Genomic DNA, 24,582 nt, shown 5'->3' with positions numbered 1-24,582 from the left:
GAAAGTGGAGTCTTACTTTCCAAGCAGGAAAGTGAGGAGTCATCATGGACGGCATCACTCCGGAGCAGGCGCGTTCGGCACTCGACGCGGCCGGGCGGGCGCGGCAGCGAATGGCCGCCGAAGTCGGATTGCCCCGCGGTTATTGGTGGGGAATGGCCTGCGGCTGGCTGGCTTTGGGAGTCCTGGGCGATCTGGGCCCGGACTGGTTGGTCGCGGTCGCGACCTTGGCGTTCGGGGCCGGGCACGCGACGGTGGCGTCGCGGCTGCTCGACGGCCGCCGCCGCACCGGCGGGGTCCAGGTCAGCGCCGAGGTGGCCGGGCGACGCACGCCGCTGGTCGTGATCGGCATGCTGGTGGGCCTGGTCGCGCTGACCGTGGCCGCGGCGATCGCCCTCGACGCCGACGGGGCAGGGCATCCGCGGATCTGGTCGGCGCTGCTGGTGGCCGCGGTCATCGGTTTCGGCGGGCCCGAGCTGCTGGCGGCGGGGCGGCGGTGGGTGCGCGCGTGAGCGAGGCCCGTTTCGACGAACTGATCCACCCGAGCACGCGCCTGACGCTGGTGGCCACGCTCGCCGCGGCCGACTGGGCGGAGTTCGCGTTCCTCAAAGAGCGCCTGGGACTGTCGGATTCGGCGCTGTCCAAGCAGTTGGCGACCCTCGAGGAAGCCGGGTACGTCAGTACCGAGCGCCGTCTCGAGGGCAGTCGCCGCAAGGTGCGGGCCCGCTTGACCGACGCCGGGCGCACCGCCTTCGACGGGCACATCGCGGCGTTGCGCGAGATCGTCGCGGGCGCCACCGCACCCGGCGAGCCGCTCGGATAGACGGCCCCGATGGGCCGGGAGCGGTTGGTCAGGTGCGGGCCGGACGGCGGGCGGGCTGTTCACCGCGCGCGGGGCGGCGCTGCTGGGGCGGCTCGGGTCGCGGCTGGCGGCGCTGGGGCTCCTCGGCGCGGGCCGGCCGGCGCGGCGGTTCCTCGGTCCGCGGCTGGCGGCGCGTCGGCTGCTCGGCCGCGCGCCACTGGTGATGCTCGGCGACTTCGTAGTGCTCGGCCTCGTGATGCTCGGGCCCGTCGTTGCGGTCGGCCATGGCGCGCGCCGACCACCGGATGGCGTAGGCGACCCAGAAGCACGGCAACGACGCGGCCAGGAAGATCGCTCCCGCGGCGAGCAATCCGGAGCCGACCCCGAGCACCAGCAACTCCCAGCGCGGATAGCAGGTGGCGGTGCCCGTGCAGTCGCCGTAGGTCCGCTGACCGTACTCCCAGGCGAACAGGCCCACGCCCGAGCCGAGGGTCGACCCGAGCAGGAAGTTGGCGATGTACCAGCAGCGCACCAGTTTCCGGGCGAAGATGAGCGCGCCGAGCTGTCCGGAACCGAGACTGTCCGCGATGTCGTCCCCGACGCCCAGATGTCGGCCCCAGCCCGACGGCTCGGCGGGATCGGCTACGTCGGAGTTACTGACATACCGGCTTGCGGTCATCCTGCGCGATCCTTCTGCTCCTCGAACAGTCCACCGGCACAGGGTGATTCGCAATGCCTACCCGAACTGAATCCGAACTGGTCGATCATCGCAGCGTCACGGCATTCGCGCCGTCCTTGTGGCGGAATCGGCGCTTATGAGACGGCGTCGCCGGGCCGGGATCGGGGTCGGCCCGGCGACGCCGGGGTTCGCGGCGCCCGCTGCGCGGCGGGGACGCGGGAGACGAGTCTCGGGGAAGAGGACTCGCGCGGTGTCCGATCACCGGTAGGTGTCTGCGCTTCGTCACCCAGGCGATTCGGACAATCGGAACGTTAGCGATGTAATAGCTGAATTGCACTGCGAGCACGGGAATTAGGGGTCGATTAGGGGAACCCCCAGCTTTCGGCGTCGGCCCTGGACAGCCGACTGATTGCCGGAGATCGCGAATTGCGTTGGCGGGGTGGCCGGTTCGCATCGAGTAGTCCGATACTCGTGTGTCGGGTGTGCCGACCACCGACACTTGCCTATGTGCGCCAATGGCGTCGCAGTGTTCTCATTCATCCCGTTCATCTGGGGAGATGATCGACAATGATCCGCTCACGCACCTCGGCCGTGTCCGTGTTCGCCACCTGTAGCGCCGCGGCCGCGGCGCTCGTGCTCGCCGCGCCCGACGCGTCGGCCTACGTCAGCAGCGTGACCATCGCGACCGGCACCAGCATCGGCGGCGGCTACGGCACCAACTGCGCCTACACGGTCACCGTCAACGGCAGCCCCAACGAGTACGTGTGGCTCTACGACAGCGCCTCGGCGACGTTCAGTCCGCAGCAGTTCAGCCTGGGCAGCGGCGGCACCGCCACCTCGAGCTGGACGCCGACCTCCACGGGCACCCATTACGTGCAGGCCTGGACCTACAACGGCTCGCAGTGGGCGACCGTCACGGTCGGCACCGGCATCAACCTCGGCAGCGCGTGCGTGGTCACCAAGTGAGCCGGTCCGGGACCGGGTGTGCGCTCACACCCGGGCCCAGGCATTACTCTTGACCCGGTGCAGACCGAGCAGCCTCCCGCCGAGGAGCCCCGCATCTGGGGCGGAACCACCCTCACCGAACGCCGTGAGGCGCGCCGCACCGCGCTGCTCGAGGCCGCACTGGACCTGATCGGCGAATCCGGGGCGGGCGCGGTCACCATGCGCGCGGTGTGCCGGCGCGCCACGCTGACCGACCGGTATTTCTACGAATCCTTCGCCAGCCGCGACGAACTGCTCGACGTGCTCTACCGTCAGATCGCCGACGAGTTCCTGGATCCGATGACGGCGTTCGCGGTCGCCGATGATCCCGATCGGGATCGCGCGCTGTCGGAAGCGCTGGTGGACAAGGTGCTGCAGGATCCGCGCAAGTCACGACTGTTCCTGGTGGAGCCGTATTCGTCGACGGGGCTGGGCCAGACCACGATCGCGGTCATGCCCGCGTTCACCCGCCTGATCCAGGATCACCTGTTCGCCCACATCGATGATCCGGTGCGACGGCGGCTGGCCGCGGTCACCATGGCCAGCGGCAATGCGGGCATGTTCTCGGCGTGGCTCAATGGCACGCTGCGCGCCACGCGCGATCAGATCGTGGACCATCTGGTGGCGACCATCGACGCCTATCGCGGCATGTATCGCTGACCCTTCCACCGGCGCGGTTGCGGCGTGGATGCGGGCGACCGCGGTCACATCGGGTTGCGAGGCGCGACGCGGGGGTGTTTACTCGCTGACGCAAGGTGCCGTCGTTAGCTGAGGCTCCTTCACGGATACAGGCCGGCGATCCCGAACGTCGAGAGACGCCCCGGATCAGGACAGGCTTCCCCGAGCTAAGGGGATGCCCCGACCGGCTCCCGCCCTGGTGGCGGGTTACGCCGTGGAGTGCTGAAGGTCTTACGAGGGGTGGTACCCGTGCCGGCGATTCCCCGCCGGTCCCACTCCCCCGGCATGTACGCGACCTGGCGGTCGCTTTGTGCGCGTGTGTCGAGGAGGTGGTGGTCGTGCCCGATGGACCGGACCGAGTTCCGTTAGCCAATCGTTCACCAGGCGACACTCCATCAATCCTCAGGCCGCTTCCGCGCACCCGGTAGCGTCCACTTTCCGAGTGCGCCGTCATCCGCTGGGAGATCGAGATGACCACCTGGGAAATGCTGCTCCGCCTGGCCACCGGTGTCGGGTTGGGCGCGATCATCGGATTCGAGCGCCAGTTCCGGGCCCGCATGGCCGGGCTGCGCACCAACGCACTGGTCGCCGCCGGTGCGACCCTGTTCGTGCTGCTGTCCGCGCACGGCTTCAACGGCGCCACCGCCGACCCGACCCGCGTTGCGGCGCAGATCGTTTCGGGTATCGGCTTCCTGGGCGCGGGCGTGATCCTGCGCGACGGGTTCAATATCCGCGGCCTCAATACCGCTGCCACGCTGTGGTGTTCGGCCGCGGTCGGCGCGCTGGCGGGTGCCGGCATGTACTCGACGGCCGCGGCGGGCACGGTCGCGGTGGTGGTGGTCAATACCGCGTTGCGCACGGTCGCCCGGTCGGTGGACCGCCCGATCGCCGACGGCACCGACGCCCAGGACGCGCTGTACGCCTTCCACGCCGACACCGACGACGCGCACGAGGCGCAGGTGCGGGCGTTGCTGGTGCAGTCGTTGACGCGCACCGACTTGCGGCTGGTGTCCATCTCGAGTCATGACACGTCCCCGGGGCGGGTGCAGGTGCGGGCCGAGCTCACTGGCGATCGTCGCGACGATCGCCAGATGGAGTCCGCGGTGAGCCGTCTGAGCCTGGAGCCGTCGGTGACCAGCGTCGGCTGGCGCACGGTGCCGCGGCCGGTGGAAACCGAGCAGTGAGCCGCTTCAGACCATGGCCGAGGGGATGACAGTGGTGAGCCCGCCGTCGACGAGCAGGTCCTGGCCGGTGATGTAGGAGGCGTCGGCGGAGGCCAGGAACGCGACCGCGGCGGCCACATCGTCGGAGGTGCCGATGCGAGCGAGCGCTACCCGCGAGGCCGCCTCGGCCTGGGTCTCGGGTGTGGTCTCGACGCGGAAGGCCGGGGTGTCGGTGTAGCCGGGGCTGATGGAATTCACCCGAATCCCCTTGGGTGCCAGCTCCGCCGCGAGGGTCCGCGCCAGGGAATCGACAGCGGCCTTGGTGGCGGTGTACAGGGCGGTACCGGGGGCACCCCGGTAGGTGGCGAACGAGGCGTTGATGACGATCGCGCCACCCGCCGACACCAGCGGCAGGACCTGCTGGACGGTGAAGAACACCGACTTGAAGTTGAGGCCCACGATCCGGTCGAACTCCTCGGTGGTCACAGCGGCGAACGGCTGGAACGCCCCGACCCCCGCGTTAACGAACACCACATCCAGCCGCCCGAACCGCTCGCCGACCGTACGGCCCAGCACAGCAAGATCCTCGGCGTCGGTGACGTCGCCGGCAATCGCGGTCGCGCGCTCCCCCAGCTCGGCAACGGCAGCGTCGAGCCGACCCTTGTCCCGCCCGGTGATGATCACCTCCGCGCCTTCGGCAATGAGGCGCTGCGCCGTGGCCAGCCCCATGCCGCTGCTGCCACCGGTAATGAGGGCGATCTTGTTCTCGAAGCGGATCCCGTTGTGCGTCATGACTTCAGCGTGCCGGGATGCGCAGCGGGAAAACAGTGCGTGTCTATCGTGGGTGTGACACCACCACCCTGCGCGGCCTCCACCGTTTCAGGCGGGTGGTGCGAGGCGGAGGCGGTGGAGGCGGTCGAGGGCTTCGGCGGTGTCGGTGTCGGGGCGCGGGTTGTAGAGGACGACGTGTTGGTCGGGGCGGTCGGCGAGAGTCAATGTGGTGGTGTCGAAGTGGAGTTCGCCGACTTCTGGGTGGTGGAGGGCGTTGACGGCTTGAGTCGGGGTGCCGACGTCGTGGCGGGACCACAGGTCTGCGAATTCGCGGCTGCGGCCGGCGAGGTCGGTGATGACGGCGTCGAAGCCGGGGTCGTCGGGGCAGGGGGCGGAGTCGGCGCGGTAGGCGGCGACGACGGCGGGGGCGGCTCGGGTCCAGTGGTGGGGCATGGCCAGGTAGCGGGGGTTGGTGAAGTAGGTGATCAGGCAGTTGTGGCCGGGGGCTTCGTAGCCGAAGACAGCGCGGGCGGCGTCGTTGTAGGCCAGCACGGTCCAGTAGCGGTTGCGGAGGACGGCGGGGCGGGGGCCCCAGGCGTCGAGGAGGTTTCGGGTTTCGGGGGTGATGTCGGCGGTGGCGGTGCCGGAGCGGCAGGGCGGGTTGAGGCCGGCGAGGACATACAGGTGGGTGCGTTCGGGGGCGTCGAGGAGCAGGGCGGCGGCGATGGCGTCGAGGACGTCGGTGGAGACGGTGATGTCGCGGCCCTGTTCGAGCCAGGTGTACCAGGAGACGCCGACTCCGGCGAGGACGGCGACTTCCTCGCGGCGCAGGCCGGGGGTGCGGCGGCGGCCGGCGGTGGGGAGTCCGACCTGGTCGGGGGTGATGCGGGCGCGTCTGTCGCGCAGGAACTCTCGGAGTTGGTCGCGGCGCGCACCCGGGGTGTTCATATCTCACGCTAACAATCACGGGAGCCCCTTTCGTTCCGGCGGCGGTTAGCATGTGACCGGATTTCGGGTTTCGAGGGGGTGCGATGCGGCAGATTCTGGTGGCGGCGCTGGTGGCACTGGTGGTCTCAATCACGGTGACGCCGTTGCTGATTCGGCTGTTCACGCGGCAGCGGTGGGGGCAGGCGATCCGCTCGGACGGCCCGGCGAGTCACTTGTCCAAGCGGGGCACGCCGACCATGGGCGGGTTGGCGATCCTGGTCGCGATCTGGTGCGGGTACGGGGCGGCGGCGCTGGTGGGGCGGCATTTCGACGGGCGGGGCACGTCGGCGTCGGGGCTGCTGGTGCTGGGGTTGGCGACGGCGTTGGGGGCGGTGGGGTTCGCCGATGACGCGATCAAGTTGTCGCAGCGGCGCTCGCTGGGGTTGACGGCGTCGGGCAAGATCGTCGGGCAGTTGTGCGCAGCGGTGGTGTTCGGGGTGCTGGCGTTGCGGTTCCGCGGCGGGTCGGGGCTGACGCCGGGCAGCAAACAGATCTCGATCGTGCGCGACATCTCCACGGTGTCGCTGGCGGTGGCGGGGTTTCTGGTGGTGGCGTGCATCATCGTGGTGGCCTGGTCGAACGCGGTCAATATCACCGACGGCCTCGATGGTTTGGCGGCGGGTTCGGTGGGGTTGGCGCTGGGTTCGTATGTGCTGATCACGTTCTGGCAGTACGCGCACGCGTGCGCGACCAGGGCGGTGCCGGGCTGCTACACGGTGCGCGATCCGCTGGATCTGTCGGTGGTGTGCGCGGCGGGCGCGGCGGCGTGCGTGGGATTCCTGTGGTGGAACGCGGCTCCGGCGAAGATCTTCATGGGCGACACGGGGTCGCTGGCGTTGGGCGGGCTGCTGGCGGGGCTGTCGATCACCACGCGCACCGAACTGCTGATGATCGCGGTCGGCGCGCTGTTCGCGGCCGAGATCTCGTCGGTGGCCTTGCAGATCGTCATGTTCCGCACCACGCGCACCCGGGTATTCAAGATGGCCCCGTTCCATCACCATTTCGAGCTGATCGGCTGGCCGGAGACCACGGTGATCATCCGATTCTGGCTGTTGGCGGCGATCTCGGCGGCGACGGGCTTGCTGTTCTTCTACGCCGAGCACCTCGCCTCGTCGGGGCCGCGGCGCTGAGAAACGCGAAAGCCCACCCGGGACAACAGTTTCCGGGTGGGCTTTCGACGGTGCTAGCTCAGTGCACGACCGCGGGTGCGTCGGCCGCGGCCGGGGTCGCCGGTTTGGTGCGCGGCAGGAAGAACGCCGGGATCAGCGTCGCCAGCAGCAGCACGGTGGCCACCACGAAGGTGTGGGCGAACGCCTGGGCGGCTTGATCGAAGCCGTCGGCGAGGACCTGCGGCGGAACCTGCTGGGAGATGCGCGGATCGTAGTGCGATCCGATGGCCATCTTGGCTTCGGGCCGGTGGTTGAGCAGGGTGGTCAGCACCACGGAAATGGTTGCGGTACCGATGGATCCCGCGGTCTGGTTCACGATGTTCATCAGGGTGGAACCACGCGCGACCTCACCGTGGGTGAGGGTCTGGATGGCGGCGGTCATGGTCGGCATCATGGTGCAGCCCATGCCCAGACCCATGACGAACAGCACCCCGCACAGCAGCGGGTAGGGGGTGTCGGCCTTGACCTGGGTCAACGCGGCCATCGACAGCGTCATGATGGAGATACCGGTGAGCACGATCTTGCCGGGCCCGATCTTGTCGACCAGGCGGCCCGCGATCGGCATGGTCAGCATCGCGCCCAAACCCTGCGGTGCGATGAGCAGGCCGGCGGCCAGGGTGGATTCACCGCGCACCTGCTGCAGATACGAGGGCAGCAGCAGACCGGAGCCGAAGAACGCCATGGCGAACAGGGTCATGGTCATGACGGCGTAGCGCAGCGACTTGTTCTTGAACAGCCGCAGGTCGATGAGCGGGTGTTCGGTGCGCAGGGCGTGGAAGACGAACGCGATCAGCAGGCCCGCGCCGATGATGGCGGGGATGAGCACCTTGGCCGATTTGATGGTGCCCTCACCGGGGATGGAGGACACACCGAACAGGAAGGCGGCCAGGCCGGGCGAGGCGAGCAGCATGCCCAGGAAGTCGAAGCTCTGCGACGGCTCGGGATTGTCGCGCGGGAAGATCGTGTAGGCCAGGACCAGCGCGATGATGCCGATGGGCAGGTTGATCAGGAAGATCCAGTGCCAGCTGAAGGAGTCGATGAGCCAGCCGCCCAGGATGGGGCCGCCGATGGGGCCCAGCAGCATGGGCACGCCGAGCACGGCCATGACGCGGCCGATGCGGGTGGGGCCCGCGGCGTGGGTCATGATCGTCATACCCAGGGGCATGAGCATGCCGCCGCCGAGACCCTGGATGACGCGGAAGGCGATGAGGGACTCGATGTTCCAGGCCGTCGAGCACAGCACCGAGCCGATCACGAAGAACACCAGCGCCATCATGTAGAGGCGTTTGGTGCCGAATCGGTCGGCGGCCCAGCCCGTGAGGGGGATGACGGTGGCCAGCGCGAGGGTGTAGCCGGTCATGGACCAGGCGGCGATGGCGTAGGTGGTGTCGAAGTCGTGCTGGAAGGTGGGGATGGCGACGGTCACGACCGTGACGTCGAGGATCGACATGATGGCGCCGAGCACCACGACACCGGCGATTTTGAAGACGCCGATGTCCAGCTTGTCGTCGGCGGAGTCGGCCGCCTTGGTATCCGGAGGGGTGGTCACCGCTTCAGCCTGCCAGCCGGTCGGTGCGGACACCAGCACATTTTTCTCTCGGCGTGGATCGGAATGCTCACGAGCGGGTCCTTCCTGCCGCGCGACTGTCGCTCCGAGGTGGGACAGTCGAATCATACCGAGCGGTAGCAAACGTTAGGCGACCGCGCAGCGGCCCGAGCAGCGCACTCCGCGCGCGTACGCTGGCGTTTTCAGCAACCCCCCCCGGCGAGGAGAACATCGCGATGACCGACCCGGTAGTGGGCCTGACCGGTACGCTGACCTCGCCGATCCGGGGTGCGGGAGCCCTCGGTGAGGTACTGGTCGCCATCCGAGGGGGAACCGAGCTCTACATCGCGCGCGCGGACGAGCCGCTGCCCGCCGGTGCGCCCGTACTGGTGGTCGCCGCTCATCCGGGCCGTCTCGTCGATGTTGTTGCGTGGGTGCCGCTTCCGGGCGATTGATTCAACGGAAATGCTCGGGAACCACGTTCGAGGGGAAAGACACGATGCTGGGTTATCACGTACCCGATCCCGATGAGGCGATGCTGGTCAGCGGTGGCCGTCACGGCAAGGACGGCGGCGCGCCGTTCCGGGTGATCATCGGTCACGGCGCCTGGGTGGTGCCGTTGTTCCGCAAGGTGCGGTATCTGTCGCTGGCGATGTTCGAGGCCGAGATCGGTGAACGCTGCGTCACCAAACAGGCCATCCAGCTCGACGTGCGGGCGGTGATCGCGTTCAAGGTCGCCAATGACGAGCAGTCGATCGTCAATGCCGCGCAACGGTTCCTGTCCGAGCAGGAGAAGGAGATGAGCGTGCTGACCGGGCGCATCTTCTCCGGTCATCTGCGGTCGATCGTGGGATCGATGACGGTCGAGGAGATCATTCGCGAGCGCCAGAAGCTGGCCGACGAGGTGCTGGTGGCCTCGAAGGTGGAGATGAGCAATATCGGGTTGTGGGTGGACTCGTTCCAGATCCAGCACATCGACGACGGCAATCTGGGCTACATCTCGGCCCTGGCCGCCCCGCACAATGCCGCGGTGCAGCGTGACGCGCAGATCGCGCAGGCCGCGGCCGCCCAGCTGGCCGCCCAGGCCGAGCAGGAGTCCCAGCGCAAGCAGGCCGAGTATCAGCGGGAGACCGCGATCCTGCGGGCGCAGTATCAGCGCGATATCGACAAGGCCAATGCCGAAGCCGCGCAGGCCGGTCCGCTCGCGCAGGCCACCGCCATGCAGGAGGTGCTGGCCGCCCAGGCCGAGCAGGCGCGCAAGCAGGCGGAATTGCGTGAGCAGCAGTTGCAGGCCGAGGTGGTCAAACCCGCTCTGGCAGAAGCGGATCGGGTGCGCATTCTCGCCGAGGCCGAAGCCGATCGGACCCGGATCCAGGCCGAGGCGGCGGCGTCGAACAATCGGATCGCGCTCGATCAGCTGCTGATCGAACAGTTGCCCGAGATCGTGAAGCAGGCCGCGGGCGGGCTGTCGAAGGCGAATCTGACGGTGCTCAATGGTCCCGACGGGGTGTCGGAGATCGTCAACGGCATGGTGGGCCAGGGGTTGACGGTCTTCAATTCGTTGCAAAAGGCACTTTCCTCCAACAATGATCAGCCCGCGGACTAGAGTGACCGCCAGAGGGACGCGGCGACGAGGAGCGGGTGTTTAGGTGTCCATCGGGAAATTGGTGTCGTTCGACAGCTCTCGGGGTTTCGGGTTCATCCGTCCGGAGGACGGCGGCCCGGATGTGTTCGTGCATGTCAACGACATCGGGTTGGATGAGGACGAGCTGCGCCAGGGGCGGGTTTTCGAATTCGATGTGACCGAGGGTGATCGGGGTCCGAAGGCGATCAATCTGGCGGTGGTGCCGGGTCAGCCGGCGGCGCCGGCGCGGCACAAGGGTAAGGAGCATCGTGCCGCGGGGCAGATGACAGCGGCCGAGCATCGCCGGTTGATCACCGAACTGCTGTTGGATGCCTCGCCGCAGTTGACGGCGGCGGAGATCATCACGATTCGGGATCGGCTCACCTCGTTCGCCGATGCCCACGGGTGGCTCGAAAACTGACCGGTTCGCATTACGATCGGTCTCGGATCCGCCGCGAACCGAGGAGGCCGTGTGCTGTTGCCCGTCATGCCGCCGGTGAAACCGATGCTGGCCAAATCGGTGTCGGAGCTGCCCCGGGATCCGGGGTTGCGGTTCGAACCGAAATGGGACGGTTTCCGCTGCATCGTGTTCCGCGATGGACCCGAGATCGAGCTGGGTTCCCGCAATGATCGGCCCCTGACCCGGTATTTCCCCGAACTGGTGGAACTACTGGGTCAGGCGCTGCCGCCGCGGTGCGTGGTGGACGGGGAGATCGTGGTCGTCACCGAGAACGGCCTGGATTTCGACACGCTGCAGCAGCGGCTGCATCCGGCGGCGTCACGGGTGAAGAAGCTGGCCGCGGAGACCCCCGCGAGTTTCGTGGGCTTCGACCTGCTGGCCTTGGGTGACGAGGATCTGACCGAGCGGCCCTTCGCCGAGCGGCGCGCACTGCTCGAAACGGTGCTGGACGGCTCGCATCCGGGTACGCATCTGACGCCGATCACCGAGGATCCCGATGTCGCCGCGGACTGGTTCACCCGGTTCGAGGGCGCGGGGTTCGACGGGGTGATGGCCAAGGCATCGGATCTGGCGTATCTGCAGGACAAGCGGGTGATGCTCAAGATCAAGCATGAGCGGACCGCCGATTGCGTGGTGGCCGGGTTCCGTTGGCACAAGGACGGCCAAGGGGTCGGGTCGCTGCTGCTGGGCCTGTTCGACGACGACGGCAATCTGCATCATGTCGGGGTGGCGTCGTCGTTCACCGCGGCCCGGCGCAAGGAACTGGTCGACGAGCTGGCCCCGTTGCGCGAGCACGCCCTGGACAACCATCCGTGGCGCTCGTGGGCCGATGCCGCCGCCCAGGCCAAGGCCGACGGGAAGATGCCGGGCGGGGTGAGCCGCTGGACCGGTGGCAAGGATCTGTCGTGGGAGGCGTTGCGGCCGGAGCTGGTGGCGGAGGTGCGCTACGAGCATGTGATGGCCGGGCGGTTCCGCCACGGCGGCCGGCTGGTGCGGTTCCGCTCCGACCGCACCCCCGACTCGTGTACCTACGCTCAGCTCGACGAGGTCGCGCCCGCCGAGCTGGCCGATATCTTCGCCGAGGCCAGAAATTCGAAAGGGGCCGCGCAGTGAGTGATTCGGTGCGGATCGAGGTGGCCGGGCGCACGGTGCCGGTGTCGAATCCGGGCAAGGTGTACTTCTCCAAGCGCGGGGACACCAAGCTGGATCTGGTGAATTACTATCTGGCCGTCGCCGATCCGATCATGCGGACCATCGGCGGGCGGCCGGTGCTGCTGGAGCGCTACCCGGACGGGGCGTCGGGCAAGTCGTGGTTCCAGAAGCGTGTCCCGTCCTCGGCGCCGGACTGGTTGCAGACCACGGTCGTGTCCACCCCGAACGGCACCACCAGCGACGCGCTGGTCGCGGTCGATATGGCGCATATCGTGTGGGCGGTCAATCTGGGCTGCTTGGGTTTCCACGTCTGGCCCACCCATGCCGGGGCCGAGGCGGCGTCCACGTTCCCGCCGGTGCTCGACGCGGCGGGGAACGTGCTGCCGCCGACCGGGGTCACCGATGAGCTGCGCATCGATCTGGATCCCTCCCCCGGCATCGGTTTCGACGATCTGCGCGCCGCGGCGTTCGCGACCCGCGAGTTGTGCACGGAACTGGGTATCGATGTGCGGGTCAAGACGTCCGGCTCGCGGGGGCTGCACCTGTACGCGATGCTGGAACCGAACTGGGACGGCTACCAGGTCCGTGCCGCCGCGGTCGCGCTGGCTCGTGAACTCGAACGCCGCCACCCCGACGACATCACCGCGGCGTGGTGGAAGGAGGAGCGCGGCTCGCGGGTGTTCGTCGATTTCAACCAGAATGCCCCGCACAAAACGGTTTTCGGCGCGTGGTGCGCCCGCCCGAAGGTCGGCGGGCAGGTCTCGACCCCGATCTCCTGGGACGAGCTGGCGACCATCATCGCCGACGACCTGACCATCGCCACCGTCCCCGCCCGCGTCGCCGAACTGGGCGACCCATGGGCCGACCGCACCCCGCAGTCACTGATTCCCCTGCTGGAGATGTCGGACAAGGACATGGCCGCGGGCTTGATGGACGCCCCGTGGCCGCCGGTGTATCCGAAGATGCCCAACGAGCCGCCGCGCGTGCAGCCCAGCAAGGCCCGCAAGGACGCCGACTAGCTTTCACCCACCTCGTTCACAGCAGGGCACGCCACCGTCGCCGAAACCACCGAACTCGCTCGCGTCCTGGGCCTCGACGACCGCCGCGGGCGTCGAGGACGTATCGAGCGCAACCTTGTTGAAGTGGAGCCCTCCTCGGCTGAGCCGACGTAGCGTCGACGGTGGCGCCGATTCACGATTCGGCATGCGCGCCAACAAGACCCAGGCCCCGCGGGGTGTCAGTGGCGGTGGTCGCGGGTCAAGCCCAAGCGCAGTCCACCGAACTCCGCCGCCGGGGGCAGCACCAAGCCGTCGTAGTTCAGCTCGCTGGGATGGGCGATTCCGCCGTCCCGCAAGGCTTGCAGGGTGTCGGTGGCTATGTGTTCTCCGCAGTCCGGACGGTGGGGGTAGTCGATGTACCGAATGTGCTCACCCCTGTCTCCGTGCTGTATCTCGAGGCGGTGGTCCTGGCCACTGGCGAACCAGCCTTGGACGAGGAACCCCGTTGCGCCGGCACGATTCAAGCTCCACACGACGGTCTGCACGTGCGGTGTCAGTCTGACCACATCGACTGCGAGGGAGGCGAACACACGCCGCAGCCTCTTCTCGAAATCGTTCCAGTCGGCGACGGGACGGTCGGGGACGTAGCGCATTCCCCGCAGCGGCGAGCGGGCCGCATCGAAGTCAGGTGCCATCTGCCACGCGTTCACACCATCCATGTTCGAGCGCGACCACGTGCTCGGATCCAGTTGGGCCACAAACGATACGACCTCATCCCCCCTCATCGTGGAACCGTAGCCGAACCGAATCGGTGCTGGCCTCGAGATTCGAGGCGTGGAATGGTGGCGCCGGTCTGCTGGTCGATCGCACCGATCACCCGACCACGGCCCTGTGGTGCAGTGCCGCCTTCACCGCCGCGGCGGTGGGTGTCGCGGTGATCGGCCGGCGTCCGCGCGCCACCAGCCCGGTCGAGGATCAGCGGTGTGCCCGATCTCGTATCTGACTGGGGGTGACCCCGTATTTGTCCCGGTAGGCGCGGTTGAAAGTCGACAGCGTGGAAAACCCACTCGCGTACTCGGCCGTGAGTGAAATGTCAGGTTGATTTATCACCGACATCCGTTGTCGCACAATCAATTACGTGGCGACCACGGCACGCCATCGGTGATTCCACGACCGGGCCGGACCGTATGGCAGGCGCAACGATTCCGACGGGGCTCGTGCCTTCTTCGCCGCAAATCCGGGAGGTGTTGTCGCAGATCCGGTAGCCCCGATTCCGTCAGCGCACTTAGCCTTCCCCCACCAGTCACACTCGGGACAACCCGACGGCTGGAAAGGGAGGACGACGCAATGACCACCGGCACCGCCATCGCATCCAGCGAGGACGCCGCCGCTCGCACCGCAGGTCAGATCGACGAGGCTGCCGAGCTTCTCGACAACGGTGACGTCTTCGCCGCGGAAGCTCTGATCATGGCCATGTCGCCCGGCGACATGACCAATGCCATCACAGTCGCCGCAGGAGCTGCCGAGAATCCGCGTGGAAGACGCTGATCCGGGCTGAGCTCGATTGCCTGGCGCCGGCCGCGAACTGGCCTGTCACAACTTGAAGACGTCGACATTGGGGGATCATTATGGCGATTTCGCAGCCGCCGAGGACAGCTCAGCAGACTGCAGCCGGGCCCATCGTCGGTGGCGAGCAATCCCGCCGATCGATGTACTCGGCTGCATTCGCCGAGGCTCCGCACTCACTCTATGAGCAGTGGCGTGCCGAATGCGGGTCGCTGGTGCCCGTCGAGCTGTCTCCGGGCGTGCCCGCCACCCTGGTCATCGGGTACGCGACCGCGTTGCGGATCTTGAACGACCCCGATCGTTCTCCCGCCGATCCGCGCCGCTGGCAGGCTTCCGTGCCGTCCGGGTGTCCAGTTCTGCCCATGATGGAATGGCGGCCGAACGCGCTGCGCAGCACCGGGTACGAGCACAAACGCTATCGCCACGTCAATGTCACCGCGCTCGACACCGTCGATCTGCACGGCTTGCACGCGGTCGTCGAGCAGGTCGCGATCCCGCTGATCAACACGCTGTGCGGCGAACCCGGCGGCCGCGGCCAACGCTCCGCGATCGTCCACGCGGAGTTGCTCGGGCAATACATCCGTCCGCTGGTCCATCGGGTGCTCGCGTACGTGCTGGGTCTTGATCCCGATACGAACGACTTGGTGAGTGCGGGTATGGCGGCCATGTTCGAAGCCGCCGAGGATGCCAACGCCGGTGGTGAGCTGCTGGTCGCGGCTCTCGATGAACACATCGAGCGAAAGCGGGCCCGGCCGGGCGACGACGTCACATCCCATCTGATCAAGGCCGGCGACATGAGTGCCGAAGAGCTCATCCATCAGCTGGTGACGCTGCACGCGGCGGGCAGTGAGCCCTTGGCGCACCTGATTTCGAACACGCTGTTGTTGATGATGACAGACGAGCGGTTCGCCGGTGGGCTGCTCAGCGGCAGCCTGTCCACGCGGGACGCACTCGATGACGTGCTGTTCACGAATCCGCCACTGGCGAACTACTGCATCAGCTACCCCCCACAGTCGGCGCTGATCGACGGAGTGTGGCTGCCCGCCCATCAACCGGTGGTGATCAGCATGGCCGGCTGAGACAACGACCCCGCCATTCGATCCGGTCTCCATGACCGGTCCGGCAACCGGTCGCATCTGGCGTGGGGCGCGGGACCACACCAATGCCCGGCCCGGCAATTGAGCTACCAGGTCGCCGCGGACGCGATCGACTACCTGCTCGATGTTCTCCCTGAGATCGACATCGCGGTGGCCCCTGGCGATCTGGTGTGGCGGCGGGGTCCGTTTCACCGTGCCCTGGAATCGCTACCCGTCCGGTTTCGCGAAGCTGTCCCGTTGCCGGTGTAGTTCACCCAGTGCGGGAGAGTTGCCTCGCAACTCTCCCGTAAAACGTTGAGAATCAACAACATCGGCTACTTTTGTGAAGGCCCGGAAGCTGAAGGGCGCTACACCAGCCCCTGTAGGCAGGGTTCACGGTCAGATTGGAGTTCACATGAAGAGCCACACCGACCCCATCGTCCTCGATCCCGAAGGTCCGGACATTCAGGGTGAAATTGCCCGCATCCGCGAGCGGGGACCGGTCACCAAGGTGGTGCTCCCGGGCGGAGTGCTCGCATGGTCGGTGACCGACACGGCGATGCTCAAGGAGATTCTCTCCAGCCATGCGGTTTCCAAGGACCCGCGCCAGCACTGGCCGGCCTTCCGGGAAGGCCGGATCGGCACGGAATTCCCGCTGCTCAACTGGGTGAACACATGGTCCATGTTCACCGCCTACGGACCAGATCATCGTCGGCTCCGCGCCCCTCTCGTGCCGGTCTTCACCGACAGGCGGACCGCGGCGCTGGAGCCTCGGATCCAGGCGATCGCCGGTGATCTGGTGACGGGTCTCGAGGCCAGGACGGGGGGTGAGCCCGTCGACATCCGCGAGCATTTCGCCTATCCACTGCCATTGCGGGTGATCAACGAGTTGATGGGGGTTCCCCAGCAGCTGATCGAGCCACTGCGGAAGTGTGTGGACGGGATCTTCGACGTCGCCTTGAGCGAAGCGGAAGCCGTAGCCAACTACCACGCGATGATCGGGCTGCTGCAGGAGCTCGTCGCGTATCGCCGCGATAATCCCGCCGAGGACATGACCAGCACCCTCATCGCCCACGCCGACGATCCCGCAACGGTTTTCAGCATTGAGGAGCTCATCGGGACGCTCTATCTGACGATCAACGCCGGGCACGAGACGACAGTGGACCTCCTCGACCAAGCCGTCTTCCTGTTGCTCACCCACCCGGACCACCTGGCCGCCGCACTCGACGGCACGCTGTCCTGGTCCGATGTGATCGAGGAAACGCTGCGGTTCGAACCATCGATCGCGCATGCCCCGCTGCGCTACGCGGTGACCGATTTCGTTCTCGGCGACGTCGCGATCACCGCAGGCGATCCGATCCTCTCGTGCCCCGCCGGCGCCAACCGGGACCCGAAGGTATACGGCGACAGCGCCGATACATTCGATCCCACTCGGACGAACAAGGGCCACATGGCGTTCGGGCACGGACCCCATCGCTGTCCGGGCGCACCGCTGGCCCGGCTCGAGGCCCTCGTGGGTCTTCCCGCGCTGTTCCAGGCGTTCCCGCAGATGAAGCTCGCCGTCTCGCCCGACGAGCTCGGCGCGGTGCCCGGTTTCATCGCCAACGGCCATGACCGTCTGCCGGTTTTCCTGCGATAGACGCGGCTGATCGCTGACCCGCCGTGGGGCCTGCCCGGAAAGCCGAGGCCCCGCGGCGAGGCCGTCTCGCCGGTCATCGCGCCGTGGGCGACTACCCCTTACGGGACTGGAAATGGCGTCGACGGCGGAAACACGGCGGGCAGCGCTGTCAGAGCGCGGTGAAACGGACCCGGCCGCCACACCAAATCGTCGACAGGCACCGCCAGCCTTATTTCGGGTAGGTAGTCCAGGAGTTGATCGATGGCCTCCTGCGCGAGCAGGACCCCGAAGGGCCGGGCGTGCGCGGGGCAGGCGTGCGGGCCCGAAGAGAATGCCAAGTTCCAGCCGTTATCCAGGGGACTGCCCGGCTCCAACTCTGGGTCGGTGTTGCAGGCAGCCATGCTGATGATGACCGGTTGATGCGCCGGCAGCCACACCTTGTCCAGCATGACCGGCTGCTGCGGGTAGGTCACGCAGTAGTTCGCCATCGGCGGGTCGGACGTCAACCGCTCGTCGATCGCGATGCGCGTGGGCAGCGGGATCCCTTGAACGATGCTGCTGGTGAATCGGGGGTCGGTCATCATCAGCAACAGCGTGTTGGCGATGAGGTTTGCTGCCGGCTCGACGCCCGCGGCGAACAGCAGGACCAGCTGATGCACCATCTCCTCGTCGGTGAGCCCAGCCGGATGTTGGACCAGTCGCGTGGTGACGTCATGGGCAGGCTGGGCTCGTTTGAGCGCGGTGAGGTCGAGCAGCGCTTCGCCCATGAGCCGGTTCACTTCCGCGGTGTCCACGCCATCGAACATGGCGGCGTTGACCGCCGCGATACGCTCACCGATTTCCGGTGGACAGCCCACTGCCTGGCAGAAGGCCGAGAAGACGAGCGGGAAGGCGTATTGACCGAGTACGTCAGCCGTGCCGTCCGCACAGAAACTGTTGACCAGGGGAACAGCGGTGCGCTCCACCATCGCCCGCACGGCGTGGAGGTCGATTCCAGCGAGCGCGTCGTTGATCGTCTGACGGTATCGGGCATGGGCGTTCCCGTCCGTGCGGATGGCGTTGGGCCGGGCTTCGACCATGGGCATGATCGGGATATCGGAGGGCACGCTCTGTTGCCAGATGCTCGGATCGGACGGAAAGCGGACAGGATCGTTGAGGATCCGCACCGCGGTCGCGTACTTGATCACCAAGGTCGCAGGCACTCCGGGCCATATCTCGACCGGCACCAGCGGCCCGTAGGTGGCGCGCATCCACCGGTAATGCCCGTGGGGATCAGCGGCGAACTCGGGACCGTAGATCGAGACTCGCGCGTGATCGGGCGACCTCACGCCGAGGGTCGCGCCCTGATGCGCGTACTGCGGATCCACATATGCTCCAAGATTCCATCAAACCGGTTGCGGGAAAATATAACCCACGCTGGCAGCGGTCTCATCTTCAACTCTCCTCGACGTGGCTGCTCATCGACCGCGGAGCCGTCCGCGTCGGTGCGCCGATCAGCTCGCCGGGGGAGGCCATTTTCAGGCGACCCCGCACCACCGGCCTGCAGTACCGAGGGTCAGTGGCACCGTGAGCGGACGTGAAGCCTTCTGCTGCACAGGATTCCGCCGATGCCAGCCCGCCCCGCACCACGATCGACATCCCGCCGGCCTCAGGGGCAGCCCGGCCTCACGACCATCAGACCCGCGGCCAGGACCGTCGCCGCTCCCCCGGGGATGAATGCCCCGGTCCGGAGGCGGCGGCGAGCGGCGGCGGGTATGGGTCAGACCGTGGCGGGAGCGTGTTCGGTACCGGCGCACCAGATCTTGCGGATGGCGCGGGTGGCGGTGATGTCGGCCAGCGGGTCGGCGTCGAGCAGGATCAGGTCGGCGCGCAGGCCGGGGGTGATGGCGCCGCGGTCGGTGAGGCCGAAGTGGTGGGCGGGCAGGGTGGTGGCGGCGTTGAGGGCATCGGCGGGGGTGAGACCGGCTCGGACGAGGAGTTCGAGTTCGTGGTGCAGGCTCGCGCCGTGGGGCGGGTGGAAGGGGATGCCGGGCATCTGATTGGCGTCGGTGCCCGCGAGGATGGGGACGCCCGCGGCGTGGAGGGCGCCGACGGTTTTCACAGAGGCGGGGAAATACTGTGCGACGCCGTGGATTTCGGCGACGCCTTCCATCATGACGAGGGTGGGGATCACCACGTGGGCGCCGGTGGCCAGACGGTCGATGTCGGCGGCGGGCAGGCGGGCTCCGAGGGGGACGTGGGTGAGGGCGTCGACACCGGCGTCGATGGCCATGGCGTACGCGCCGGGGGTGGAGGTGTGGGCGACGACGGTCAGGCCGCGGGCGTGGGCGGCGGTGACGACGGCCTTGGCGGTGTCGGCGTCGGGTCCGCCTTCGCCGGGGGCTTCCAGGACCAGTTCGATGTAGTCGCTGCCGGTCGAGACACGCTGCGCGACCATGGTTTCGGCGTCGCCGGGGTGGCGGATGACGCCGACCTCGGCGATGCCGGGGACGTGGGCGTGCACGCCGGCGGAACCGATGATCGGCGCTCCGGCGCAGCGCACGGTGGTCGTGGCGGTGCGGGCGCGCGCCTGCTCGATCAGGGCGGTGTCGACCGATCCCATGTCCAGGGCGGTCGTGACGCCGTGGGCGGCATAGGCATCCAGCGTTTGCGGGCTGTCGAGGTGGACGTGGGCGTCGATGAGGCCCGGGATGAGGATGGCCCCGTCGGCGTCGAGGGTCTCGGCGCCGATGGGGTCGGTTCCCAGGACGGTGCCGTCGATGACGAGGGTGGTCGGTGCGGTGATGGTGTGGCCGTCGAAGATTCGGACGTTGCGGATGGCCAGCTTGTGGTTCGACTCCCCCTGCATGCAGCCAATCTAGAACCCGTTGCAGCAGTGGGCAAGATCGACGTCAGGCGGCTCCGGCGGTGCGCTGTTCGGCGAGGGCGGCGGGTTGGCGGGCGCCGCGCAGGATCAGGTGCAGCAGGGCCACGAACAGGGTTTGGTCGATCGGACTCCAGCCCGCGGACATGCGATTGTGCACGAATCCCACGGCGACACCGGAGTCGGGGTCGGCCCAGCCCATCGACCCGAACAGGCCCATGTGCCCATAGCCGCGCGGGGCGTGCGGGGACGGGAAGCTGTGGTAGCCGACGTGCCAGAACGGGATGACCAGGGCGCGGTCGAGTTGGTAGGTGCGGATGCGTTGCAGGCCCCGAACGGTTTCCGGCGACAAGTAGGTGCGGTCGTCGACAGTGCCACCGCCGGCCAGGGCGCTGTACATCTTGGCCAGGGCCGGTGCGGTGCACACCGCGTTGCCCGCGGGCAGGGCGGTGTCGAGGATGGCGGGACGGTCGCCGCGGAAGATCGATTCCAGGCCGGGGACGTAGATGGAGGAGATCGGGGATCGCAGCAGGCGCGGCAGTTGCGGGACGGCGGTGGCGACCGAGCCCGGAATGGTGCGCTCGGCCAGGTTTTTCAGCGATCCGACCAGGTCGGCGGGGCGGGTGCGGGATCCGGCGGGTGGGCGGCCCAGGTGGATGCCGTCGACGCCGAGGGGTTCTGCGACCTCGCTGCGGTAGAGGCGGGTCATGTCGTGGCCGGTGATGGCGCGGGCGAGGCCGGCCATGAGCCAGCCGATGGTGAGCGCGTGGTAGATCGGTTTGCCCAGCAGGTGATCGGGTTTCGCGGCCGCGAGGCGTTGTTCCATGAGTTCGTGGTCGAGGACTTCGTCGGCGGTGACGGCGGGCAGGCCCGAGAGTCCGGCGCGGTGGCTGAGCAGTTCGGTGACGGTGATGCGGGCTTTGCCGTTGGCGGCGAATTCGGGCCAGTATTCGGCGACGGGGGCGTCGTAGTCGAGCAGGCCGCGATCGGCCAGACGCGCGAGCACGGTGGCCGAGACACCTTTGGACGCGGAGTACACCATGGCGCCGGTGTCGGCGGTCCAGGGTGTGCCGTGCGCGTCGGCGGCGCCGGCGTGGATGTCGACGACCGGTTCGCCGTCCTGATACACCGCGAGTGCGCCGCCGTTGCCCCGGCGTCCGGCCAGGATACGGGCGAATGTCCGTATGGCGGAATCGAATCGGGGGTCGGCGGTGCCGTGCACTCCGGCGGGCAGTCCGGCGGCGGTGGCGGAGCTGTGGGTCGTCATCGATCCACGGTAGCGGCGGCACCACCACCCCGGCAAGATGTGTCTGGGACAATTTTGGGGCGGGGTGGGAGGTTTCGAAACCGGTGATGTGGGAACGGTTATGCGCCCGGTCAACCCAGTGCGGTGCGCAGCGTCTCGCGCAGCCAGCGTTGGGCGGGGTCGGCGTCGAGGCGGGCGTGCCAGCGCAGCCGGATGTCGACTTCGGGGAGGGGCGCGGGGATGTCGAACCAGCGCAGGCCCAAGGTGTCGCCGTAGTGTTCGGCGAGCCGGTGCGGGACCAGCCCGACGTAGGGGGTTTGTGAAACCAGCAGGGCGGCAAGGGCGGAGGTGGGCACGACCGCGGCGACGTGGCGGTGCAGGCCCGCGGCGGTGAGCGCGTCGTCGAGGGGGCCGCGGGCGCGGCCGCGCCGCGACGCCGAGACGTGCGGGTGTGCGCAGAGTTGGGCCAGGGTGGGGCGGCGGTGTCGGCCCAGCGGATGCTCGGCGCGGACGATGCCGACGAGGTGTTCGTGGTAGAGCTCGGCGGTGTGGATGTCGGGTGCGGCGGCGGTGTCGGCGCCGATGTCGAGGTCGACGGTGCCGTCACGTAACGCTTCGAGGCTTTCGTCGCCTTCGGGCACGAAGCGCAGGACCACGCCGGGTGCGGCGGCCGCGGTGGCCGCGACGGCGGCGGTGACCAGGGTCGCGGCGACACCGTCGTTGATGCGGATGGCGAAGGTGCGCTTCAGTGCCGCGAGGTCGATGGTGCGGTCGGCGCTGATGAGGGCGGCGGCCTCTTCGAGCAGGGACCGCACGCGGGGTGCGGTGCGCAGCGCGAACGGGGTGGGCGCCATGGCGCGCCCGGCTCGCACCAGGATGGGGTCGCCCATGGCGCGGCGCAGTCTGCCCAGCGCGCGGCTGGTCGCGGGGATCGACAGGTGCAGGCGTTCGGCGGCCGCGGTGACACTGGCGTCCTGGAGCAGGGCGTCGAAGACGCGCAACAGGTTCAGGTCGAGCTGCTCGGTCATTGTTGCATCTTATGCAACTCTGGGTTGCCGAACTTGCGTCGCGCGAATACTCACCTGATCCATAGCGTGCACCGCATGCAAACAAACCTTCTCCCCCAGGCTGGGACCGCGCCGAATGCGGTTGTCCGGCGGGGGCTCGTCTCGTTGATGTGCGCGTGTGTGGTGTTGGTCGTGGGGATGGTGGCCGCGATCAATCTGGCTGTTCCGATGCTGGCGGCGAGTCCGCTGCGACCCTCGGCGTCGGCGCTGGTGTGGATCGTGGACACCTATGTGATCGTGTTCGCGTGCCTGGTGATTCCCGGCGGCGCGGCCGGTGACCGGTTCGGGCGCAAGGGGGTGCTGCTGGCCGGGCTGGGGTTGTTCGCGGTCGGCGCGCTGGTCTCGGCGCTGGCGCCGTCGGTGGGCGTGTTGCTGGCGGGTCGAGCGATCACGGGGGCGGGCGCGGCGGCGGTGTTGCCCAATACGTTGGCGGTGCTGCTGCACGCGGTGCCCGTCGATCGCAAGGCCGCGACGATCGCGACGTGGGCGTCGATGACCGGGATCGGCGGGGTGCTGGGCAATGTCGGTGGCGGCGCGGTGCTTTCGGGCGGGTCGTGGCGGTGGCTGTTCGTGGCGGCGGCGCCGTTGGCGGGGGTGCTGGCCGTGTTGGTGGCCTGGGTCGCGCCAGTGTCGGGCCGTCACGATCGGCGGTTGGATCCGGTGGGGACGGTGTTGCTGGTCGCGGCGTCGGTGGCACTGCTGGTCGGGATCGTGGAGGGTCCGGTGGCGGGGTGGGGCAGTGCCGTGGTGGTCGCGGGGTTCGGGTGTGCGGCGGTGCTGTTCGCGGTGTGGACGGCGGTCGAGTTGCGGGTGCGGCATCCGTTGCTGGATCCGCGGCTGTTCGCGTCGCCGGGTCTGCGCGGCGCTTGCCTGGGGATGACGGCGGTGTTCTTCGGGATGTTCGCGCTGTTCTACGTGAACGCCTCGTTCCTGCAGTACGCCAAGGGTTTCGGGGTCCTGCGCACGGGGCTCGGGATCATTCCGTTGACGGTTCCGGTCATCGTGGGCGCACGCCATGTCGCACGCCTGTCGGGGCGGATCGGGGTGGACGCCACGATCGCGATCGCGTTCGGTTTCGTCGGCGGCGGACTGCTGGGCCTGTCCACCACCGGCCTCCACACCTCCTACCTGGTGTACGCGGTGTGGCTGGTGGTCACCGGAATCGGTGTGACGCTGGCTCTTCCGACCTTGTCGGCGGCGATCACCGGCGCATTGCCGCAATCGCTGGCCGGGGTCGGCGCGGGATTGCAGGCCACGACCCGCGAATTCGGCAGCGCGTTGGGTGTCGCGGTGATCGGCACCGTCCTGACCTCCCGTTTCGTCGCCACTCTCCCAGCGGAGGTCCGCGCGGGCGGCGCGCACACCGTGGCGCAGGCCCGAGGCTTCGCACCCGAGCGTTCCGATGCGATCGTCGCGGCGTTCGTCTCGGGCGCGGATGCCGGATTCCGAGTGGTCGGGGTGGCGGTGCTGGTCCTGGGTGCGCTCGTGCTCGGGCAGGCGTTGATGTCGCGTCGCGTCGCCCGGTAGCGGCGATCAGCGGTGGTGTCGGTGCGGTCTGCGACAGTGGCGGGTATGGATGCGGTGGCGTTCGGTGATGCGGAGGCGTTCGATGCCTGGCTCGAGGTCAATCACGGGCACGCGGAGGGGGTGTGGATTCGGATGGCGAAGAAGGGATCCGGGATCGCGTCGCTGACCGAGGACGAGGCGGTGGATGTGGGGTTGTGCTGGGGCTGGATCTCCGGGCAGCGCAAGGGCCTCGATGCCGAGTTCTATCTGCAGAAGTATGTGCCGCGGCGGCCCGGGAGTTTCTGGTCGCAGGTGAATGTCGACAAGGTGGCGGCGTTGACGGCGGCGGGGCGGATGCGCGGGCCGGGGCTGGCGGAGGTGGCGGCGGCGCGCGCGGACGGGCGGTGGGCGGCGGCGTATCCGTCACAGGCGAACTTCACGGTGCCCGAGGATTTGGCGGAGGCGTTGGCGGCGCGGCCACGGGCCCGGGCCGCGTTCGCGGCGCTCGACCGGACCGCCCAGTATCTGATCGTGTTGGACGTGGTGCGCACGAGAACGGCGAAGACACGGGCTTCCCGGCTGGAGAAGGCCGTGAGCGGGCTCGAAAACCAGTGAGACCGGCTGATTCCG

At 68.3% G+C, this 24,582-nt stretch carries 26 protein-coding genes and 1 riboswitch; of the genes, 17 read left to right on the top strand and 9 right to left on the bottom strand.

Features of this window, described 5'->3' with window-relative positions:
- Positions 1 to 44 precede the first annotated feature (44 nt).
- Positions 45 to 509: a hypothetical protein gene (locus tag ACFYTS_RS18485; RefSeq protein ID WP_357276805.1), complete on the top strand. Its 465-nt coding sequence runs from the start codon at positions 45 to 47 to the stop codon at positions 507 to 509.
- Positions 506 to 820, top strand: a complete 315-nt coding sequence (locus tag ACFYTS_RS18480) for a transcriptional regulator (RefSeq protein ID WP_357276806.1) — start codon at positions 506 to 508, stop codon at positions 818 to 820. Before ACFYTS_RS18485 ends, ACFYTS_RS18480 begins: the two co-directional genes overlap by 4 nt.
- Before the next feature lie 28 nt (positions 821 to 848).
- Here ACFYTS_RS18480 and ACFYTS_RS18475 read toward each other — a convergent pair whose 3' ends face one another.
- Positions 849 to 1,478 carry a hypothetical protein gene (locus ACFYTS_RS18475; protein WP_387305652.1) on the bottom strand — a complete coding sequence of 210 codons (630 nt, stop codon included), beginning with the start codon at positions 1,476 to 1,478 and terminating at the stop codon, positions 849 to 851.
- Positions 1,479 to 2,045: 567 nt separating this feature from the next.
- Between ACFYTS_RS18475 and ACFYTS_RS18470 the strand changes: the two genes are divergently transcribed.
- The 3 genes from ACFYTS_RS18470 to ACFYTS_RS18460 all read left to right on the top strand — a co-directional run bounded on the left by ACFYTS_RS18470 (position 2,046) and on the right by ACFYTS_RS18460 (position 4,324).
- Positions 2,046 to 2,444, top strand: a complete 399-nt coding sequence (locus ACFYTS_RS18470; protein WP_387305650.1) for a hypothetical protein — start codon at positions 2,046 to 2,048, stop codon at positions 2,442 to 2,444.
- A gap of 57 nt (positions 2,445 to 2,501) precedes the next feature.
- Complete coding sequence (locus ACFYTS_RS18465; RefSeq protein WP_357276812.1) at positions 2,502 to 3,122, top strand: TetR/AcrR family transcriptional regulator; 621 nt, start codon at positions 2,502 to 2,504, stop codon at positions 3,120 to 3,122.
- A 93-nt stretch (positions 3,123 to 3,215) separates the two neighbouring features.
- Positions 3,216 to 3,389, top strand: a riboswitch (M-box (ykoK) riboswitch).
- 221 nt (positions 3,390 to 3,610) lie between these two features.
- The gene (locus tag ACFYTS_RS18460) at positions 3,611 to 4,324 is read left to right on the top strand and encodes an MgtC/SapB family protein (RefSeq protein ID WP_387305647.1); all 714 of its coding nucleotides are present in this window, start codon (positions 3,611 to 3,613) and stop codon (positions 4,322 to 4,324) included.
- Between the two features lie 6 nt (positions 4,325 to 4,330).
- On the opposite strand, the gene ACFYTS_RS18455 is transcribed toward ACFYTS_RS18460, so the two are convergent.
- Complete coding sequence (locus ACFYTS_RS18455) at positions 4,331 to 5,095, bottom strand: SDR family NAD(P)-dependent oxidoreductase (protein ID WP_387305644.1); 765 nt, start codon at positions 5,093 to 5,095, stop codon at positions 4,331 to 4,333.
- Between the two features lie 87 nt (positions 5,096 to 5,182).
- Positions 5,183 to 6,022 carry a helix-turn-helix transcriptional regulator gene (locus ACFYTS_RS18450; protein WP_387305641.1) on the bottom strand — a complete coding sequence of 280 codons (840 nt, stop codon included), beginning with the start codon at positions 6,020 to 6,022 and terminating at the stop codon, positions 5,183 to 5,185.
- 83 nt (positions 6,023 to 6,105) lie between these two features.
- On the opposite strand from ACFYTS_RS18450, the gene mraY reads away from it, so the two are divergent.
- Positions 6,106 to 7,191: a phospho-N-acetylmuramoyl-pentapeptide-transferase gene (gene mraY, locus ACFYTS_RS18445; protein ID WP_387305639.1), complete on the top strand. Its 1,086-nt coding sequence runs from the start codon at positions 6,106 to 6,108 to the stop codon at positions 7,189 to 7,191.
- Between the two features lie 58 nt (positions 7,192 to 7,249).
- On the opposite strand, the gene ACFYTS_RS18440 is transcribed toward mraY, so the two are convergent.
- Positions 7,250 to 8,779 carry a DHA2 family efflux MFS transporter permease subunit gene (locus ACFYTS_RS18440; RefSeq protein WP_357277143.1) on the bottom strand — a complete coding sequence of 510 codons (1,530 nt, stop codon included), beginning with the start codon at positions 8,777 to 8,779 and terminating at the stop codon, positions 7,250 to 7,252.
- Between the two features lie 233 nt (positions 8,780 to 9,012).
- Between ACFYTS_RS18440 and ACFYTS_RS18435 the strand changes: the two genes are divergently transcribed.
- Genes ACFYTS_RS18435 through ACFYTS_RS18415 form a run of 5 tightly spaced genes read left to right on the top strand, consistent with a single transcriptional unit; the run spans position 9,013 to position 13,031 of the window.
- On the top strand, positions 9,013 to 9,231 hold the full coding sequence (locus ACFYTS_RS18435) for a hypothetical protein (protein ID WP_379099087.1): 219 nt from the start codon (positions 9,013 to 9,015) through the stop codon (positions 9,229 to 9,231).
- A 44-nt stretch (positions 9,232 to 9,275) separates the two neighbouring features.
- Positions 9,276 to 10,382, top strand: a complete 1,107-nt coding sequence (locus ACFYTS_RS18430) for an SPFH domain-containing protein (RefSeq protein ID WP_357276824.1) — start codon at positions 9,276 to 9,278, stop codon at positions 10,380 to 10,382.
- Positions 10,383 to 10,425: 43 nt separating this feature from the next.
- The gene (locus tag ACFYTS_RS18425; RefSeq protein WP_357276826.1) at positions 10,426 to 10,821 is read left to right on the top strand and encodes a cold shock domain-containing protein; all 396 of its coding nucleotides are present in this window, start codon (positions 10,426 to 10,428) and stop codon (positions 10,819 to 10,821) included.
- 51 nt (positions 10,822 to 10,872) lie between these two features.
- On the top strand, positions 10,873 to 11,973 hold the full coding sequence (locus ACFYTS_RS18420) for an ATP-dependent DNA ligase (RefSeq protein WP_387305633.1): 1,101 nt from the start codon (positions 10,873 to 10,875) through the stop codon (positions 11,971 to 11,973).
- Positions 11,970 to 13,031 (top strand): ATP-dependent DNA ligase, encoded by a 1,062-nt coding sequence (locus ACFYTS_RS18415; RefSeq protein WP_357276830.1) that lies wholly within the window; start codon positions 11,970 to 11,972, stop codon positions 13,029 to 13,031. Before ACFYTS_RS18420 ends, ACFYTS_RS18415 begins: the two co-directional genes overlap by 4 nt.
- Before the next feature lie 218 nt (positions 13,032 to 13,249).
- Here the strand turns inward: ACFYTS_RS18415 and ACFYTS_RS18410 are convergent, their stop codons facing one another.
- Positions 13,250 to 13,795 carry a hypothetical protein gene (locus ACFYTS_RS18410; protein ID WP_387305630.1) on the bottom strand — a complete coding sequence of 182 codons (546 nt, stop codon included), beginning with the start codon at positions 13,793 to 13,795 and terminating at the stop codon, positions 13,250 to 13,252.
- A gap of 26 nt (positions 13,796 to 13,821) precedes the next feature.
- Between ACFYTS_RS18410 and ACFYTS_RS18405 the strand changes: the two genes are divergently transcribed.
- The 4 genes from ACFYTS_RS18405 (at position 13,822) to ACFYTS_RS18390 (ending at position 17,291) form a co-directional block, all read left to right on the top strand.
- Positions 13,822 to 14,013, top strand: a complete 192-nt coding sequence (locus ACFYTS_RS18405; protein WP_387305627.1) for a hypothetical protein — start codon at positions 13,822 to 13,824, stop codon at positions 14,011 to 14,013.
- A 344-nt stretch (positions 14,014 to 14,357) separates the two neighbouring features.
- Positions 14,358 to 14,558, top strand: coding sequence for a hypothetical protein (locus tag ACFYTS_RS18400; protein WP_387305625.1), 201 nt, complete (start codon positions 14,358 to 14,360; stop codon positions 14,556 to 14,558).
- A gap of 161 nt (positions 14,559 to 14,719) precedes the next feature.
- Positions 14,720 to 15,655 carry a cytochrome P450 gene (locus ACFYTS_RS18395; protein ID WP_387305622.1) on the top strand — a complete coding sequence of 312 codons (936 nt, stop codon included), beginning with the start codon at positions 14,720 to 14,722 and terminating at the stop codon, positions 15,653 to 15,655.
- Between the two features lie 340 nt (positions 15,656 to 15,995).
- On the top strand, positions 15,996 to 17,291 hold the full coding sequence (locus ACFYTS_RS18390; protein WP_387305620.1) for a cytochrome P450: 1,296 nt from the start codon (positions 15,996 to 15,998) through the stop codon (positions 17,289 to 17,291).
- 98 nt (positions 17,292 to 17,389) lie between these two features.
- Here the strand turns inward: ACFYTS_RS18390 and ACFYTS_RS18385 are convergent, their stop codons facing one another.
- The 4 genes from ACFYTS_RS18385 to ACFYTS_RS18370 form a co-directional block, all read right to left on the bottom strand.
- Positions 17,390 to 18,637, bottom strand: a complete 1,248-nt coding sequence (locus ACFYTS_RS18385) for a cytochrome P450 (RefSeq protein WP_387305617.1) — start codon at positions 18,635 to 18,637, stop codon at positions 17,390 to 17,392.
- 392 nt (positions 18,638 to 19,029) lie between these two features.
- Entirely contained in the window at positions 19,030 to 20,118 is a 1,089-nt protein-coding gene (locus tag ACFYTS_RS18380; RefSeq protein WP_387305615.1) for an amidohydrolase family protein, read from the bottom strand.
- A 43-nt stretch (positions 20,119 to 20,161) separates the two neighbouring features.
- Positions 20,162 to 21,400, bottom strand: a complete 1,239-nt coding sequence (locus ACFYTS_RS18375; RefSeq protein ID WP_387305612.1) for a serine hydrolase domain-containing protein — start codon at positions 21,398 to 21,400, stop codon at positions 20,162 to 20,164.
- Positions 21,401 to 21,510: 110 nt separating this feature from the next.
- Complete coding sequence (locus ACFYTS_RS18370) at positions 21,511 to 22,407, bottom strand: LysR family transcriptional regulator (RefSeq protein WP_387305609.1); 897 nt, start codon at positions 22,405 to 22,407, stop codon at positions 21,511 to 21,513.
- 159 nt (positions 22,408 to 22,566) lie between these two features.
- On the opposite strand from ACFYTS_RS18370, the gene ACFYTS_RS18365 reads away from it, so the two are divergent.
- Both ACFYTS_RS18365 and ACFYTS_RS18360 read left to right on the top strand, forming a co-directional pair.
- On the top strand, positions 22,567 to 23,973 hold the full coding sequence (locus ACFYTS_RS18365; RefSeq protein WP_387305606.1) for an MFS transporter: 1,407 nt from the start codon (positions 22,567 to 22,569) through the stop codon (positions 23,971 to 23,973).
- A 45-nt stretch (positions 23,974 to 24,018) separates the two neighbouring features.
- The gene (locus ACFYTS_RS18360; RefSeq protein WP_357276851.1) at positions 24,019 to 24,567 is read left to right on the top strand and encodes a YdeI/OmpD-associated family protein; all 549 of its coding nucleotides are present in this window, start codon (positions 24,019 to 24,021) and stop codon (positions 24,565 to 24,567) included.
- The last annotated feature ends 15 nt before the right edge of the window (positions 24,568 to 24,582 follow it).

This window comes from Nocardia sp. NPDC004151, assembly GCF_042874235.1.
Classification (GTDB): Bacteria; Actinomycetota; Actinomycetes; order Mycobacteriales; family Mycobacteriaceae; genus Nocardia.
The sequence above is the reverse complement of the archived record's forward strand: the minus strand, read 5'-3'. Positions and strand labels throughout refer to the sequence as shown.